Raw genomic sequence first — 18,194 nt, 5'->3', positions numbered from 1 at the left:
CAATTGAAGTTAGATGGTTAAACTTATTTGAGGGTACTCATTGCACTTTCATAATGCCGTTCATGATCCGCCAATGGCCGGGTACCGTGCACAGGAACGGGTAGTCGCCGGGCTTGTCGGGCGCGATGAACACCAGCGTCGCGTTGCCTTCCGGGCTTACGAGTTCCGTTGCTTGCAGTACTTCGGGCATTTTGGGTACATAGTTGAGCGCGATCGCATTGGACTCCCGCGCCAGCAAATCGGCCGCATTGCCTACTTTTTCCAATGTTCCCGGTTTGATGATGAGCAGGTTATGCTGCATGAAATCCGGATTCGTAAACTGTATCGTCACCTTCTGGCCGGGTTTCACCGTGAATGTCTTCTGGTCGAACTTCATTTCATGCTCGATCACTTTCAACTTCACCGTTACCGGCGTGCCTTTGCCTTTCAGCACTTCCGCCGGCGCCTCGGGATTGGTATGGGAGACCTTTTTCTCCTCTTTTTGATGCACTACCTGGTTGAGCTGTAATGTGCTTTTAATGTCCAGCCAGCCGCGCAGCCTTGCATTATCGGCATAGTCACCTACCTGGTTTCCATCGCGCAAATCGCGGCCGAGCCGGATATCGTCCGGTGTGAAAGGCTGGTGAAAAAGTCCCGCGGCATTGCCCGTCACCGGCGTTTCGTCCTCGATCGCAAGTGTCATTTTGCCGCCTTCCGATAGGGTTGCATAGGCATTGAAGCGTTCCTCGGGCAGTTTTTGGGTAGAAGTGATTTGATATGATTTCCCGTCCTGCCGCACGAGCCAATGCAATTTCCCGTCCTGCATATATAGGCTATACCCATTCTGCCGATTGCCTTGTGACACTACCACGCCGGAGAGTTCTTCCTGTGCCTTGGTAATGATCGCTTTGATTTTGAGTTCTTTATGCGAAACGTCGGGCGGATAAATAGGCGGGGACCAGAGGTTAAGTATGTAAGTTTCCTCGATCAGTCCGCGCTCGATTCGGGCGGTTAATGTCGAGTCTTTCAGCTTTGCAGCCGCTGCTTTGAAACCGCTTTCATGTTTAATCACACCAGAAAAAATAGCCTGAGCAAGGTACTCGTCGGCCGCATTCTCCGAATCCTGACCGGCCAGGTAAAGCATTCTGCCTATTTCTTCCGAAGCGGGGAGGTCGGTCAATGCCTGAATGGTGGCCAGCCTTACTTTCAAATCCGGATCATTTAAAGAATTGGTCCATTTCAATGCGGAAAGGGTCTTGTCATTGCGCGGGAGCAATTTGACAGCCGTCTTCCGTACGCCCGCCGCCGGGTGACGCATGGCTCGTACAAGCGTGTGATAGGCTTCTTCATTAGGGCCAGTGAAGGCGCCAAGGCCATCCAGCGTCCATAATGCATGTAACGCAGGACTATTCAGCCCAATTTCATCCACCGACTGATCATTCACCAGTTTAATCAACTCGGGAACAACGGAAGTATTCTTCGACTCTACGATCAGCCGTTGGGCTGTTGTGCGCCAAAACATGTTGTCGTTTTTCAAACCGGCCACCAGGCTGGCCGTGTCGTTCTTATCCAGTTTAGGGTAGGGATTGGTTTTGGTATTCTTCCAAACGACCCTGTATATACGTCCATGCTGATTGTCGCGCAGCGGATTAATGTATGCATTGCCCTTGCCATTCTCGAAACCGCGCGGGGTAGGGTTGTGCTGGATGATGAAACTGTACCAGTCGGCTACCCACACGGCCCCGTCCGGGCCCACCTCCGCGTGTACGGGTGAGAACCATTCGTCGGCGCTCGCCAGCAGGTTAAATCCGTTTTTCTCTTTGTAACCCGCGCCTTTCGGTTTCAGTAATGCCTGGTAGAGCAAGCGCCCGGTCGGTTCGCATACGAACGCGGTTGTATTCCAGTAGGATTTCGGGAAATTGCGGGCGGTATAAATATTATGCCCCGCCGCCGCTGTAAATCCGCCGTGAAAATCGACCTGGCGCAATGCAGGCGTGAGGTAGTTCATTTCGTAATGCGAATCCAGTTTGTAAACTGTATTGCCAGAACCATCTGCAACCGAGCGTTTTACATATTCAAGCGGCATCGCGAAATGCCCGCTGTAATTCCCGTTCGCGGTTGAGATAAACACTTCAAATTCTTCGGAAAAACCCAGTCCCCAGGTATTGTTGGACGTGCGACCAATGTATTCCAGGTTTTTGCCGTCATAGTCAAACCGATAGATTCCCTGACTGAAATTTAGCTGCTTATCACTATTCGTTCCCCGAAAACCCGCGTAGCCGAGCACCCCCCAAATTTTATTATCCAACCCATATTTCAAATTAGAAGGCCCTGCGTGCGTGTCGCTCTTGCCCCAGCCAGAGATGATATTTTCGCGGATATCGGCCTTGTCGTCGCCATTGGTGTCTTTCAGGAAAATGAAATGCGGTGCTTGTGCCACGATAAGCCCGCCATTGGCAAATACCAGGCTGGTAGGGATATTGAGGTTATCCGCAAAGACGGTGAACTTATCGGCCTTGCCGTCGCCGTCGGTGTCTTCACAGATTTTAATGCGGTCTTTGCCCACACCGTCCTGATCGCGGACCTCGTTGGGATAGTCCTGTGTTTCAGCCACAAACAACCGGCCGCGCTCGTCCCATGCCATCGCGATGGGTTTTACAATATCGGGCTCGGAGGCGAATAGTTTGAGTTCAAAATCGACGGGTACCTGGGTCAGCTTCTGCGATTCGGCCGGCGATAAGGGCTGCTGGAACTTTGGTGCCGGGTCGCGCTTTTCGTAATTAGGAACATTGGCGTCCGTGTAGGTAGGTTTGGTTAAATTAAATTTCTTCAACCGCTCTTTCGCATCGTCGCTAACGGCCCACATGATGCCGTTTGCTACCAATTCCTGGAATGCAGGCTGTTTCCATGTGCGCTCGTCGTGCCCATAGGCGGTGTAAAACACGCGGCCTTTGCCTTGCGTGCGCACCCATGTCCACGGCTCGTGGTGGTCGCCCTCTACGCGTTCTTGCAGCACAATCATGTCCGGGTTCAGTTTCGTATGCACGTAAGTTTCGTCCCAGGTCTCAAAGGTTTTCCAACCCTGCATGACCGGATGGTCGGCCTTCACGACCGGCGCGGTGAATGTGCCATACTTATGCGAGCTGAACTGGCCGCCCACCGCTTTGATATACCAATCCGAATTCTGAAAGCAGAAAGAGGCTGCGTGGAGTGGGATAAGGGCCCTGCCGCTTTCCACAAATGTCTTTAATGCAGCCTCCTGCGCCGGGGTAATGGTGTTATGGTTGGCGTAAATCACCACGCCGTCGTAATGGGCGAGATTTTCCGCATTCAATGCATTCGGATCGGAGGTGTAGGTCATGTTGATGCCCTTCTGAAAAAGCGGCAACGAGAGCATCGGGAAGTATTTCTCCGAAAAATGGTGGCGACTGTCGTGGCCCAGGAAAAGAAGCTCTATGCGGCGCGCTTCGATCGATTCTGCCGTGGCGCTGGTCCGCCTGGTGGCCTGGCGCTTCTGAGCACAGCCTGCGAAAAGCATTTGAAATACGGCCAGGACAAGTAATGTTTTTTTCATGGATGACAATATGCTTTAAGCTGTAAGCACTATGCTTTAAGCTGTTTTTTTTCTATGGACTATAATGTGTTTTGTATTATTTTAAACAAATCTCTCCACGCCGGCAGCAAGCCGCCATCGCTGATGATCCCTTCATAACCGTAAGCCTAAAGCCTATTGCTTATAGCCTAGAGCTTAAAGCCTAAAGCCCATCACTTACCACCCACTACCGCCCCAGCGTCGCTGACTCGGCGGCGATTTGCCTGTTTCTGTTCGGAGGATTTACACCTAAAAGCTTTTGTACAAAAAAGTCCCTTTTCTTCCGGCGCCCGTAAGGCCCGCCGTCGCTGTGGCCCATACCGGGTATTACCAGCAAGTCGAATTCTTTGTTGGCCTTGATTAAGGCATCGGCTACGCGGTAGGTGCTTTCCGGCGGCACATTGGTGTCCACCTCACCCACGATCAGCAGCAGATCGCCCTGCAATTTGGCTGCATTGGTCACATTCGATTGTTCGTCGTAATGCTTGCCAACCGGGTAGCCCATCCATTGCTCATTCCACCATTGCTTGTCGACGCGGTTGTCGTGGCAGCCGCATGCCGAAACCGCCGCGTCGTAAAAGCCCGGGTGGAAGAGCAACGCACCCAGCGAGTTTTGCCCGCCGGCAGAGGTCCCGTACACGCCTACGCGGGTCGAGTCCACCTGGGGATATTTTTCGGCCAGCGCCTTCATCCAAGCAATGCGGTCGGGAAAGCCGGCGTCGGCCAGGTTCTTCCAGCACACGTCGTGAAATGCCTTCGAGCGGTTATAAGTGCCCATTCCGTCCATTTGCACGACGATGAAGCCCAGTTCGGCCATACTCTGCATTTCGCCGTAGTGACGAAACGCCTTGGGAACAAACGAGTCCTGAGGGCCGGCGTAGATGTTTTCAATGATCGGATATTTCTTTTTTGGATCGAAGTTGCTCGGGCGGTACACAATACCCCAAATCTCCGTTTTGCCATCACGGCCCTTGGCTTTGAAAATTTCAGGGAGCTTGAAGCCTAACGCCAGATACTGTGAAATATCGGCAGTTTCGAGCTTCATCACCAACGACGCATCGGCGGTTTTCCGTAATTCCGAAACAGGCGCACTCGTCATAGTCGAATAGGTATCGACGTAGTAAGTCCGGTCGGGTGAGAATGTGAGCTGGTGCGTTGCCTTTGCATGGTCGGTGAGTTTCACCAGGCCCGTGCCATCGAACTTCATGCGGTAATAATGAATGTGGTACGGGTCCTCATTTGCATTCATGCCGCTGGCTCTGAACCACACTTCGCGTTTCTGGGTATCGACGCTATCGATGTCGCGCACTACCCATTCGCCTTTGGTAACCTGGTTTTTGATATTCCCGGTCACCTCGTCGACGAGGTAAATGTGCCGCCAGCCGTCTTTTTCCGAAACCCAGATAATTTCATGATTGTCAGGCTGGTAATGCGTGTAAATCATGTTCTGGTAAATGAATGTATCGGTCTTTTCGTCGATGATATGCTTCGTCGAACCAGAGGTAGCGTCCACTTCGATTACCCGGAACCGCTGATGGCCGCGGTCTACCTTTTCATAGGTGAAGTGGGTGGGATCGCCCTTGCGCCAGCGGATCACCGGAGCATTGAAAAAGTCGATCACTTCTGACTGTACTTTGACCGGTTTTCCGCTCTCCACATCGATTACATACATTTCATAGCTCGTAAACTCATCGCCCGGCTGCGCATAACCCCGTGTTTTGACCTCACCACGGGTAGTATTCGGCAGGGATGAAAATATAATGCTTACCTGACGCTCTTCGCGGTGGTCGATGCGGTAACAGACGAGGTACCGGCCGTCGGGCGACCAGCTCAGCTCCCCGTAAGGTTTCAGCGGGTTGCCGTCGTAGGTAAGCTGCTTACCGTCTTTCCCATCTTTTTTACCTAAATAAATATTGCCGTTGCGAACAAATGCCTTCGTCTGCCGGTCGGGCGAGACGCTATCGGCGCGAAAACGTCCCCAGCGGCTGAGCTGCTTCGTCCAGCCTGTTTCTTTGGGTTTGGGTAAATCCGGTTTGGTAATTTTCTGGGCCGTGCCCGTTTCCGTATCGTAGGCAAACCATTTTCCTTTGCTTTGAAGGATAATACTATGTTTTTCAGGTTCAAAATGAATATCGCTGATCCAGAGCTTCGTCGCCGAAAACGTCGAGTCATACGCCCGGGAAAGCGCCGCCGCTACTTTGGCATTCTCGAAAGCCAGCATTCGTTTGTTTTCGCCGGGTTTTACAACCAAATATTCAGTCAGGCTATCCTTTAATACATTCCTATACCAAAAAGACTGGCCGTCGGCAAGCCAGTTGGGTTGTACCTGTGCTTTCAGTACGCTGCCTTTTGTCAACGAATCCATCAATGTCATCCTTTTATAGGAGGCAGACAGCTCAGCGGGATTTGGCTGGTAAGCAGGCAGCGATTTTTGCGCCATGAGCGGTGCCGCAATGCATAATGCGCTGACTGTGTGCAGGTAAAGTTTCTTGTAAAGGCTTGGGTTAGGGTTTTTCATAGCTGCTTTGAGAATATAACGGCAATAAAACGCTAGCCACCTGTTGCACAGGTAGTTGGGCAAATGTGCCGCCGTGACGGCCGGTTTTGGAAATTATCTATTTGTAAAATTAGCAGGTCGGAAAACCAAAAACTTGATGTGAATTAGCGGCTTTTTTACCGATATTAACTTATTTCTTTCCGAAATTCCGCAAAACTGTGAATTTGGGTGATTTTATTTGGCTAATCCTCAAAAACAGCGAATAATGGCTTGTTCTGTGCCCGGCGAGGCGATTTGGCCGTGAAGACGTCCTCAACTAATATTGTGAAGTAAAAATAGAGATATGAATACCGCACTGATACTGGAAACGATGGGCTGGCTGGGCGTAGTTGCGTATGTACTGGCATACCTGCTGCTTACGATCGGCGTGCTGAAACCGAATGGCTACCCGTTCCACATCCTTAATATGATTGGTGCCGCGACCCTCATCGTATATTCGCTCGAATATGGCGACAAACCGAACGTCGCCGTCAATGTGATCTGGCTGATGATCGGATTAGGGGCCGTGGCCCGCAGGTTGAGCCGGAAGTCACCCGGCAACCTCTGACACTTCCTTTAAATGCAGGATCGACAATGCCTGTTGCCGGTACCTGGCCAGGCGCTGCTCATATTCGGCCTTGTCGGACACGAGGCTGAGGTAAAAATAAGCACCGTCGATCAGTACGAAGATATTATCCGCCAGCGTCTCCACATCGGTCACATCCAGTACGCCGTCCGCGCGGCACTGTTCGATATGTCCCATCAGCATTTCCCGAAGCGAATCCAGCAGCTTTTTATAAAGGTCCCGCACTTTATCGTCGTGGAATGTCATGGCATAACAGCCGTAAAAGAGGCCGTCGTCGAAAAGCGCATTCCACTTTTTGGAAAAAATGTTGCCGATGATTTCCAGCAAAGCCTTTCTTGAGTCGTTCGCATTGGCGGCGCTTACCTTATAAATAAGCTTGTATTTATCCAGAATGTAGTCGACCAGCCCGTACACCAGGTCCTCGCGCGTCTGGAAATAATGGATAATGAGGCTGGGATTGATGTCCATCTTCGCCGCGATTTTGGCGATGGAGGTGTTTTCGAGGCCGTTCTTCTTGGCCAGGCTGTAAAATACTTTAATGATTTCCTTCTTACGGGCTTCTTTGAGGCTTTTTCTTCCCATCGGCGATTCGGAGTGTAACGGATAGGCAATATACGGATTTTTGCGAAATACGTAAGTCTGTTAATTTCGTAAAAATTAATTGAACATTCATTCAATTTATAATCACAATCAGGTAACTATTTTTTAATATTGGCGTAACTTTTGATTAGGACATTTGCATTCCGAAAATGCCTCAAAAGTTGCTAACCTTTAACTTTTAGTTATGATGAAAAATGTACCTAGACCTTACAGTACCAGGCGGCTACGGTGTGCCTTGCTGGCTGTATTGATGACCTGGGCGTGGCTCGTGCCCGCCTATGCGCAAACCGCTCGTGTAACCGGAAGCGTAACCGACGGAAAGGACCTCCTGCCCGGCGTGAATGTCGTGATCAAGGGTTCCCAGAAGGGTACCATTACCGACCAGAACGGCCAGTATAGTCTCGATGGCGTGTCGGGTACCGACATTCTCGTGTTCTCTTACATTGGCTACAAAACACAGGAAGAGCTGGTGAAAGGCCGGAGCGAGATTTTCGTGACACTGCAGGCCGACCTCGGCAACCTGGAAGAAGTGGTCGTGATCGGCTACGGTGTCGAGAAAAAAGTGAACATTACCGGGGCTGTCGACCAGATTTCCGGCAAGCAATTCGAGGCACGGCCGGTGGCCAACGTCATGCAGGGTTTGCAGGGAGTAAGCCCTGGGCTAAACATTACCTACCAGAGCGGTACCCCCGGAACGGTACCGAACTTCAACATCCGCGGCTTTACGTCTATTAACGGTGGTGAGCCTTTGTTCGTGATCGACGGGATCGCCGCGGCAAGCAGCTCCGATTTGCTTCGCCTGAATCCTTCCGACATTTCCAGCTTTTCGGTATTGCGCGATGCGGCCTCGGCGGCCATCTACGGTGCCCGGGCGGCATTTGGTGTCGTGCTCATTACCACCAAGCAGGGCGGGAGAGGCAAGCAATCTATTACTTATAACAACTTCTTTTCCTGGGGCCAGCCCACGGTGCTGCCCAAGCCGGTAACCGACCCGTACATTTTTTCGCGCGTGCTCGAAACCTCCACAGACAACACGCCCTGGGACTATGTCAACTACTCCGATGAATACTACGCCTGGGCCAAAGAGCGTTCGGACAACCCTTCCACGCCCGACACGCGCATTGACCCGTCGGATCCTACGAAGTGGGCGTATATGGGCAGCAACAATTGGTATGATTACTTTTTTACCAAGAGAAGTTTTTCACAAAATCACAGTATTTCATTTACGGGTAGTGCCAAGACGGCCAGCGAACGCACGGTGGGTTATTACATTTCAGCGGACTATAACCACGAAGGTGGTCTGAACAAACTGACGGACGACTACTGGAACCGCTACTCCTCCCGCGCGAGGCTGGACTTCGCTCCTGTGAAATGGCTGAAACTGGATAACAATCTTTCGATCTATCGCACGGAGCGAGCCGTACCGACAGCTAATATCAATGACATTTATACCCTGCAACCCACACAGGTGGCGGTAAACCCCGACGGCACATGGGCGAATACCGGAGCCGGCCGCCTCGCCGCAAGACTAACCGACGGCGGTAACAAGAAGGAAGATATGTTCGGATTTCAGAACATTTTCCGCGGCATCGCGACGGCGCTGAACGGCGACCTGCTTGTGACCGGTTCGGCGAGTTTCAAACGTGAGCAATGGAATAGCAAGCAGGATGTTCGCAACTACCGCATCGGTTACGGGCCGAACGACATCCGCACAGAAGGCGGGACTGGCGGAGTGTATGAATCGAGTTCAACCCTGGCCAATAATGTGCTCGATCTGTTTGCCAATTACACCAAAACACTCGGCGTTCATGGAATAAAGCTGCTGGCAGGTTATAACCAGGAAAGTTACAGTTACACCACCACCAAGGCGCAGAAGGTCGGTCTTATTTCACCCTCATTACCGTACATCAGCCTTACCAGCGGAATTGCTCAGGCTTCCGGGGATTACAGCAGCTTTGCAACCCGCAGCTTCTTCGGACGGATCAACTATACGCTTCATGAACGCTACATTATAGAAGCGAACGGACGTTATGACGGATCATCGCGCTTCCCATCCAGCAACCGTTGGGGCTTTTTTCCGTCAGTGTCGGCCGCGTGGATCGCGAGCTCAGAGTCGTTCGTGAAGGAGGCAATGCCATTTTTTCCGACACTTAAGTTCCGTGCTTCCTACGGCGACCTCGGCAATCAGAATGTCGGATACTACTCGTTCCGCCAAGCGTTGCCGACCGCATTGTCCAATTACCTTATTGGCGGCGACAAACAAACGGTAATCAGCAACTCGCCGATCCTGCGGGTGGATCCCTCGAATTACACCTGGGAGCGTGTGTCGACATTGAATTTCGGCGCGGATCTGGGCGTGTTGAAAGACCGCGTGACATTAGGTTTCGACTACTATATCCGCGATACCAAAGGCATGCTCACAGAAGGCGAGGAGTTGCCGGGCGTGCTCGGAACCAAGGTGCCATCTCAGAACGTAGCCGATTTGCGTACCAAAGGACTCGAACTAACCCTGAATTACAACGATTCCTATAACGTGGGGGGAAAGCCGCTGTCGCTGAGTGCAAAATTGATTCTTTCTGACTCCCGTTCGAAGATTACCCGTTTCAAAAACGACCAGGAGCTTTTCTCGAAGTTCCGCAAAGGACAGGAAATGGGTGAGATCTGGGGCCTTACCAGCGACGGCCTTTTTCAAAATACCGATGAAATTGCCAAGCTTGACGAGAGCGACATTATTCCGTGGGGAGCGCTTTCGATCGTGCCCGGATGGCCTAAATACAAAGACCTCGACGGCGACGGCCGCATTACCCAGGGACTCACGAGAAAAGACCCGAAAGACCTTTCCGTTATCGGTAATACCACGCCGCGCTATCGCATCGGTTTTAACCTGAATGCGGATTGGAACGGTTTCGACTTCTCGGCCGTGCTGCAAGGTGTACTGAAGGGTGACTACTATCCCCGTCATTACCTTTACTGGGGGCCTTACCAGCAGCCCTATGCGAACGTTTATCCATGGACCCTTGACTACTACCGGGGCCAGCCGGATTCGGACCAGCAGCGAGCCAAACATTCGCAATCATACCTCGCAGCAGGACTTGCAGATGCCAACACCGATGCCAATTTCCCGGTATTGCAATCGTGGCTTGCGGATAACAATTATGGTTCGGGTCTCGACATCGCGCAGACGAAGTATTTGCTGAGCGCGGCTTACCTGCGGATCAAGAACATCACAATCGGCTATTCGCTGCCTTCTTCGCTGCTGCAAAAGCATAAGATCAGCCGGGTGCGTGTATTCGCGAGCGGTGAGAACCTGTTCGAATTTTCCGAACTAAAGAAATACTTCGACCCGGAGGTAATCACCAGCAGCAACACTTTCAATACTTCCAACGGGTTCTCTTACCCGTTCCAGCGGAAGTTCGCGTTCGGTGTCAATGTCGAGTTTTGATTTTAATCCCATCAGACTGAAATGAAAAAGCATATATTATTATTGGCGTTGTTGACGGGTGTGAGTGCCTGCAACGACGACTTCCTGGAAAAGCTTCCGCAGACTTCTATTTCGCCCGAAGCGTTTTTTAACAATGAGGGCGATCTTGCATTGTACGTCAACGGCCTCCTGAGCCTGCCGGACATGTACGGTGTATATCTCAACGACCAGAGCACGGATAATGCCGCCACGACCGGCGCTGTGGAAATGAAGGTGGTCATGACCGGTTCGCCGAGCGCTCAAACCATTACGGGTGGCTGGGACTGGGGCCGCTTGCGGAATATCAACTACTTCCTGGATAACTACAACAGGGCAAATGCCACCGCGGATGTGAAAGCGCACTATGCCGGTCTGGCACGCTACTACCGCGCCCAGTTCTACCTCGAAAAAGTAGGCCGGTTTTCGGACGTACCCTGGTTTTCCAAAACACTGAATCCGGGTGATGAGGAACTGTATAAAACGCAGGACCCACGCGCCACGGTGATGGATAGCGTCATGGCCGACCTGGCTTTTGCAGCCGCTAGCGTGCGGGAGTCGGTGCCTGGCGGTACGCCCGGCAAATGGGCGGTCATGGCCCAATATGCCCGCACAGCGCTTTACGAAGGTACCTATCGCAAGTACCATTCTGAGCTGAACTTGCAAGCAACGGCCAACAAGTTTCTTGAAACCGCGGCGAAGATTTCAGCCGAAATTATGGCCGCGAACAAATTTGTGATCTATAATACCGGCAAGCCGAATGCAGATTATGCCGCCCTGTTTGCCAGCCAGGATTTGAGTTCGAACAAGGAAGTGATCCTGGCGAATGCTTTCGATCAGACCAAGGACCGGGGCCAGAACATCAATAGCACCGTATTCGGCGACTACGAACAGGCGCCCTCGCGGGATCTGGTACAAACCTACTTGATGAAAGATGGAACACGCTTCACGGATGTCCAGGGCTACCAGCAGTTGGGCTTTGTCAAGGAATTCCAGAACCGTGACCCGCGTCTCGCGCAGACGCTCGTGTACCCGGGTTGGGTACGTGTGGGGGATCCGGCATCCTACATCCTGCGCCTGAACAAGAACTTTACCGGGTACCATCAGTTGAAAGGATATGTAAATTCTACCGATAATGCCGTGCTGAACAGTGTGGATGTGCCGGTGTACCGTTATGCCGAAGTGCTTTTGATCAATGCCGAAGCCAAAGCCGAACTTGGGACGCTTACACAGGATGATCTTGACAAAACCGTGAACCTCATCCGCGCTCGCGTAGACCTTCCGAAGCTGCTGCTGGCGGAAGCCAATGCCAAACCGGATGCTTTTCTGGCAGCCAGGTACCCGAATGTGACGGGTGCCAACCGTGGAGTGATCCTCGAAATACGCCGCGAAAGAAGGGTGGAGTTTGCTTTCGAAAACCTCCGTTTCGACGATATCATGCGCTGGCAGGCGGGTAAGTTGCTCACAGCGATCCCGGAAGGGATGTATTTTGCCGGACTGGGCAAATACGACCTGACCGGCGATGACGTGGAGGACATCATCCTGATCGATAAATCCAAGACGATTCCCGACGAAAAGAACAAGGAAAAGAATAAGCTGGGGATTCCACTCGTGTATTACCGCGCGGGTGCTATCGGCGAAGATGTGACCGTGTACCTCAAAAACGGTAACGCCGGCGGTACGATGGTCACTGAAACGGCCGTTCGCAAATTCGAAGACCCAAAATACTATTATCGCCCGATCCCCCAGAAAGAAATACTGCTGAACCCAAGTTTGAAGCAGGTTTTTGGCTGGAATTAATTTAAAATTTGAATACAAACACGATGAACAGACGTTCCTGGATCCGGAATACCGGGTTGCTCACGGCTGCTTCGATAACAGGCCCGGCTACACAGTCCGGGCTTGTTGCCGATAAGCCGGTATTGAAAATCGCGCACATTACCGACGTGCACATCCGCGAGGGCGATGACGCCCCCAATCGTTTCAAAAAATGCCTCACGGATGTTTTGAAACACAAGCCTGACTTTTTCCTGAATGGTGGCGACTCCATCCATGCAGCAGACTACAAGGACGTTACCCGCGAAACCATGCTCGGTTACTGGAAACTTTGGGACGAATGCACGGCGGACCTCAAAGATTACGAAATCCACAGCTGCATCGGAAACCACGATCCCTGGTGGGCGGCTCCTTCGAAGGACGATGAAATGTATGGTAAGGATTATGTGGTCAAAAGGCTCAAAACGCCGGGCCGCTATTACAGTTTTACGAAAAAGAACTGGCATTTCGTGATCCTGGACGGTAATAACGAGCACGTTTCTCTCGACGAAGAACAGTACCAATGGCTGGAAGCTGACCTGGCGAAAGTGGCGCCGGGCACATTTGTTCTCCTGATGTCGCATTACCCGATCCTGGGCGCCACACCCATGCTCGCGGGCGGGGGAGGCCATTCGGATTATAAAAAACTGAAAAACCTGTTTTACAAGCACCGCGACAAAGTGCGGATTTGCCTGAGCGGGCACCAGCATTTGCAGGACGAAACTGAATACAATGGCGTTCAATATTGCTGCAACGGCGCTATGAGCGGTTTCTGGTGGGGAAAAGGGGATGCGGAATCAGCGGCACCGAACTACTACCAGGAAACGCCGCCAGGATATGCAATGCTCGAACTGTACGCGGATGGACGGGTTGTAAATGCGTACCATCCGCATCGTTATTAGGTGATGGTCAGGTGTGGTCAGGGATTGTCAGGTGTTGTCAGGGCCTTCAATCTCTGACCAAATCTGACTACACCTGACTAAAATTTGACCACATCTGACCATGCCTGACGGCATTTTCGGGGTCCTATACCACCCATATTACATCGCCAGGCGATTTGGGTGTTTCGTTTTTGCGAAATGTGTTGCGATTTGACCTAATTTGCGGGTCGATTTACAATTCCTGACCCAAATGCCTTTGCTTTACCGCTTTTCCGCCGCGCTGTTTTGCGCCTTGTTACTGGTGCGCCATTGCCACGCTCAAACCGTTTCTGTTGCCGATGCAGGCGTTCGCCCGGATACTTACGAAAACGTCACTGCCCGTATTCAGAAAATCATTGATGACGCCATCCGCACGGGAAAGACGAGCCTGACGTTCGAGAAAGGCCGTTATGATTTCTGGCCGGATGGGGCGATCCGAGAAAAGTATTTTATTTCCAATACATCCACTGAAAAAGAAGATTCGCTCAAAATCCGCACCGTCGGAATGCTTTTCCGTAATGCCAGGAACCTGACCATCGAGGGCAACGGCGCGCTGTTTGTATTCCATGGCAAAATGACGACGATCGTGCTGGAACGTTGCGAAAATGTGAAGCTGCAAAATATCCACGTCGATTTTGAACGGCCGACGATGTCGGAAATGCGGTATGCGAATGTTTCCAACGGCGAAGTGGAACTGGACATTCAGCGCGATGCCCGGTATGCGATCCGCGACGGCAGGCTCGAATGGTTTGGAGAAGGCTGGAAGACGACTCATTTCCACGCCGTGGAGTTTGACACTACCCTGAAAACCATGCGGTACAGCGATTGGAAGCCCTTTTTGAATGCACAGGCGACGGAAATCCGACCGGGGCGCGTGCTTTTCAAAACCAATATCACACCCAAACCCGGTAACATCCTGACAGTTCGCGACATTATCCGCGACCAGGTGGGTATGCACATCCGCGAGTGCAAAAATGTGACGCTCGAAGACGTAGGCATGCATTATATGCACGGCCTGGGCATTGTGAGCCAGTATACCGAAAACATCACCATGCGCAGAGTCACCTGCGCGCCGCGACCGGAAACGGGGCGCATTATCGCCTCTTCCGCCGATTTTATGCATTTTTCGGGCTGCCGGGGCAAGGTTACCGTGGAAGATTGCCGGTTCTCCGGTGCGCACGACGACCCGATCAACGTCCATGGTACCAACCTGCGCATTGTCGAAAGGCCCGGGGTCAATACGTTGAAAGTGAGGTTTATGCATGGTCAAAGCTACGGGTTCAATGCGTTTTTTCCGGGCGATACGGTAGCTTTTGTACATTCGGCGTCGATGGAGCGGTTTGCGAATGGTTTGGTAAAATCAGTGAACCGGCTGAACGATCGCGAGTTGTTGCTGATTTTTGAAAAGCCTGTCCCGACAGCGCTGGAACCGCACGACTGCGTTGAAAACATGACCTGGACGCCGGAGGTGCTGATCCGCAGAAACCATTTCACGCGTACGAACACCCGCGGCGTGTTGCTTACGACCCCGCGCAAGGCAGTGATCGAAAACAATATCTTTTTTCGCACCGGCATGAGCGCCGTGCTCATCGAGGCGGATGCGGAAGGCTGGTATGAATCCGGCCCGGTTCGCAACGTTACGATCCGCAACAACGAATTCATCGATTGTGCCTACCAGGGCGGCCCAGGCAATGCGGTAATCGCCATTAACCCGTCCAACAAGGTAGTCGATGTGAAAAAACCGGTGCATTTCAACATTTGCATTGAAGGGAATACATTTAAGACATTCGATTACCCGGTGCTGTATGCCAAGAGCACGCAGGGATTGATTTTTAGTAACAACCAGGTCATTCGCACCCAGGAACTCACCCCGCAGTCGGGTAATCATAATATGCTCTGGTTCAACGGCTGTTCGGGTGTGGAGGTCTCGGGTTTGAAGCTTGAAGGAGAGGTGCTGGGTAAAAACATCCGGCTGGAAAACATGCCGAAAAGCAGTTTAAAAGTAAGCGGCTCGCCAAAGCTGATTTTCAATTGACAGCCGGCAGTACATCGGCCATTACCGGAATGTTCATTTTTTAATTCAAAAACGGCATCTAATTTTACCATTATTTGCCAAAAATCACCTGATGAAAACCTTTCTAAGTCTGCTCTTTTGTACTGCTGCCGCGTTCACCGCTGCGCAAGCCCAGCCGAATCCCAAACCCGCACCGCTGTCGCTCTGGTACGACCAACCCGCGAAGGAATGGATGACCCAGGCATTGCCCATCGGTAATGGTCACGTGGGGGCGATGTTTTTCGGCGGCACGGACGAAGAGCGGATACAGTTTTCGGAAGGCAGCCTTTGGGCGGGAGGCAAGGGAGCGAATGCCGATTATAATTTTGGTTTGAAAAAAGAGGCCTACAAACATTTGCCCAAAGTGCGCGAGCTGCTTGCCGCAGGGAAAATGAAAGAGGCGCACGAGCTGGCAAACAAGGAACTTACGGGGGTTATTCATGAAAAAAAGGAAAATACCCCTTCCTCCGATTTCGGTGCGCAGCAAACAGTCGGCGATATTTATATTAAGCTGCCTTCCAAAGGCGCTCCACAGAATTACCGCCGGGAATTGAACATTTCCGATGCATTGGGTAGGGTAAGTTACGACGCGGGCGGTACCCATTTCGAAAGGACGTTTTTTGGGAATTATCCTTCCAAAGTAATGGTGTACCAATTTACATCGTCGACGCCCGAAACCTATTCGATACGTTTTGAAACGCCGCATGCGAAAGACTATGAGCAGTTTGCTAACAACTATTACACGTTTGGCGGCCATTTGAAGGATAACCACCAGGAATTTGAAACCGTTTACCGCATTGATACCGACGGTAAAACCGCTTTCAGCGACGGTTTGCTAACGGTTACGGGCGCTAAATCTATCGTGCTGATCCATACCGTAGCTACCGATTACCTGATGAAATTCCCTGATTACAAGGGTAATGATTACAAAAAAGCCAACGCCGCTACGATGGCCAAAGTGTCTGGCAAGAACTATTCCGCATTACTCGCCGAGCAGCAAAAGGATTACCACGGCCTGTTCGACCGTGTGGCGCTGACATTGGGTAATGCAACCGCGTCGGCTATCCCCACGGATCAGCGCCAGAAAGCGTATGCAAAAGGCCAGCCAGACCCGCGTCTGGAAGAATTGTATTTCCAATATGGCCGTTACCTGATGATTTCTTCCACCCGCCCGGGCACCATGCCCATGAGCTTGCAGGGCAAATGGAACGACAGTACGAACCCGCCGTGGGCCAATGACTATCACACGAATATCAACGTCCAGATGCTCTACTGGCCTGCCGAGGCGACCAACCTTACGGAATGCCATTTGCCGCTGATGGATTTCACGCAGTCTATTGTAGAACCTGGACGTTTGGCGGCGAAGGAGTTTTTCAATGCCAAAGGCTGGATAGTCAACACGATGTTGAACGCCTATGGCTATACTTCGCCGGGCTGGGATTTTCCGTGGGGCTTTTTCCCGGGCGGTGCGGCATGGCTTTGTCAGCATTTGTGGGAACATTACGCTTTTACAAACGATAAGGTTTTTCTGAAAAATACGGCATATCCGGTTATGAAGGAGGCATCGCAGTTCTGGATGGATTATCTGACCGGCGATGGTAAAGGCCGTCTCGTTTCATCACCGTCATATTCGCCCGAGCACGGCGGCATTTCCACCGGCGCTACCATGGACCACGAAATGGCCTGGGATGTGCTCAACAACACTGCCGAGGCAGCAACGGTGCTCGGTATCGATGCAGATTTTGCCAGGCAAGCCCGAGCCACCCGCGACAAGATATTGCCTTTGCAGATAGGTCGCTGGAAACAGTTGCAGGAATGGCGTGAGGATGTCGACGACTCTACCAACCACCACCGGCACGTTTCGCACCTGTACGCATTGCACCCGGGCAAGCAGATTTCCATTACCAAAACGCCGGCCGAAGCCGAAGCTGCCCGCGTAAGCCTGAATGCTCGCGGCGATGATGGTACCGGCTGGTCGCTGGCCTGGAAAGTGAATTTCTGGGCGCGCTTGCAGGACGGTAACCGGGCACACAAGCTGTTCAAAAGCGTCCTCCGCCCCGTTGCCGACCAGGGTACCAACATGGCCGACGGCGGTGGTTCCTATGCCAACCTCCTTTGCGCACACCCGCCATTCCAGCTCGACGGTAACATGGGCTCGACTGCCGGTGTCGCCGAAATGCTTCTCCAATCGCAAACCGGGGTGATCGAACTGCTACCTGCTTTACCGGATGCCTGGGCAACAGGCTCGGTGAAAGGGTTGAAAGCACGCGGTAATGTCACCGTGGATGAGGTTTGGGAGAATGGCAAACTGAAATCGGTGACGTTAGCTTCACCCGATGCGCAGAAACGTGTTTTGAAATACGGAAACAAGACGATCAATGCAGAGATAGCAGCAGGGAAAGCGAAAACATGGAATGCCACCGATTTTAAGTAATAAAGTTTGAAAAATGTGACGCAGGAATGCGGCCGCCAAATCGCGTAGCGATGCCATATTGGTAGCAATCGAACCATATCGCATATACCGGGAAATGCCGTCAGGCATGTAACAGCAAAGCAATGTTGTTGCATGCCTGACGGCATTTTTACCGAAATCTGACCCGTCGTTTTTTCCACCAATGTTATATGCCTAACGGCATTGGCCCACTAACCAACACCT

General features: G+C 51.9%; 9 protein-coding genes. 6 read left to right on the top strand and 3 right to left on the bottom strand.

Annotation, left to right across the window (positions count from 1 at the left end; translation table 11 throughout):
* Window positions 1-37: 37 nt before the first annotated feature.
* The gene (locus tag AAHB90_RS28310; protein ID WP_342088637.1) at window positions 38-3,553 is read right to left on the bottom strand and encodes a PVC-type heme-binding CxxCH protein; all 3,516 of its coding nucleotides are present in this window, start codon (window positions 3,551-3,553) and stop codon (window positions 38-40) included.
* Window positions 3,554-3,758: 205 nt separating this feature from the next.
* The gene (locus AAHB90_RS28305; RefSeq protein ID WP_342088636.1) at window positions 3,759-6,089 is read right to left on the bottom strand and encodes a S9 family peptidase; all 2,331 of its coding nucleotides are present in this window, start codon (window positions 6,087-6,089) and stop codon (window positions 3,759-3,761) included.
* A 322-nt stretch (window positions 6,090-6,411) separates the two neighbouring features.
* Here AAHB90_RS28305 and AAHB90_RS28300 point away from each other — a divergent pair, with 322 nt between their 5' ends.
* Window positions 6,412-6,675 (top strand): CBU_0592 family membrane protein, encoded by a 264-nt coding sequence (locus tag AAHB90_RS28300; protein ID WP_342088635.1) that lies wholly within the window; start codon window positions 6,412-6,414, stop codon window positions 6,673-6,675.
* Here the strand turns inward: AAHB90_RS28300 and AAHB90_RS28295 are convergent.
* Entirely contained in the window at window positions 6,658-7,275 is a 618-nt protein-coding gene (locus tag AAHB90_RS28295; protein WP_342088634.1) for a TetR family transcriptional regulator, read from the bottom strand. The two genes, AAHB90_RS28300 and AAHB90_RS28295, sit on opposite strands and share 18 nt — an antisense overlap.
* A gap of 202 nt (window positions 7,276-7,477) precedes the next feature.
* Here AAHB90_RS28295 and AAHB90_RS28290 point away from each other — a divergent pair, with 202 nt between their 5' ends.
* The 5 genes from AAHB90_RS28290 to AAHB90_RS28270 all read left to right on the top strand — a co-directional run bounded on the left by AAHB90_RS28290 (window position 7,478) and on the right by AAHB90_RS28270 (window position 17,972).
* Window positions 7,478-10,735 (top strand): SusC/RagA family TonB-linked outer membrane protein, encoded by a 3,258-nt coding sequence (locus AAHB90_RS28290; protein WP_342088633.1) that lies wholly within the window; start codon window positions 7,478-7,480, stop codon window positions 10,733-10,735.
* A gap of 21 nt (window positions 10,736-10,756) precedes the next feature.
* The gene (locus AAHB90_RS28285) at window positions 10,757-12,550 is read left to right on the top strand and encodes a RagB/SusD family nutrient uptake outer membrane protein (RefSeq protein WP_342088632.1); all 1,794 of its coding nucleotides are present in this window, start codon (window positions 10,757-10,759) and stop codon (window positions 12,548-12,550) included.
* Between the two features lie 23 nt (window positions 12,551-12,573).
* Window positions 12,574-13,467: a metallophosphoesterase family protein gene (locus AAHB90_RS28280; protein WP_342088631.1), complete on the top strand. Its 894-nt coding sequence runs from the start codon at window positions 12,574-12,576 to the stop codon at window positions 13,465-13,467.
* Between the two features lie 229 nt (window positions 13,468-13,696).
* Window positions 13,697-15,520: a right-handed parallel beta-helix repeat-containing protein gene (locus AAHB90_RS28275; protein WP_342088630.1), complete on the top strand. Its 1,824-nt coding sequence runs from the start codon at window positions 13,697-13,699 to the stop codon at window positions 15,518-15,520.
* A 91-nt stretch (window positions 15,521-15,611) separates the two neighbouring features.
* Window positions 15,612-17,972 carry a glycoside hydrolase family 95 protein gene (locus AAHB90_RS28270; RefSeq protein ID WP_342088629.1) on the top strand — a complete coding sequence of 787 codons (2,361 nt, stop codon included), beginning with the start codon at window positions 15,612-15,614 and terminating at the stop codon, window positions 17,970-17,972.
* Window positions 17,973-18,194 lie beyond the last annotated feature (222 nt).

This window comes from Dyadobacter sp. OTU695 (assembly GCF_038440355.1).
Taxonomy (GTDB): domain Bacteria; phylum Bacteroidota; class Bacteroidia; order Cytophagales; family Spirosomataceae; genus Dyadobacter.
Note: the sequence above shows the minus strand (reverse complement) of the source record. Positions and strands in the feature narration are given on the sequence as shown.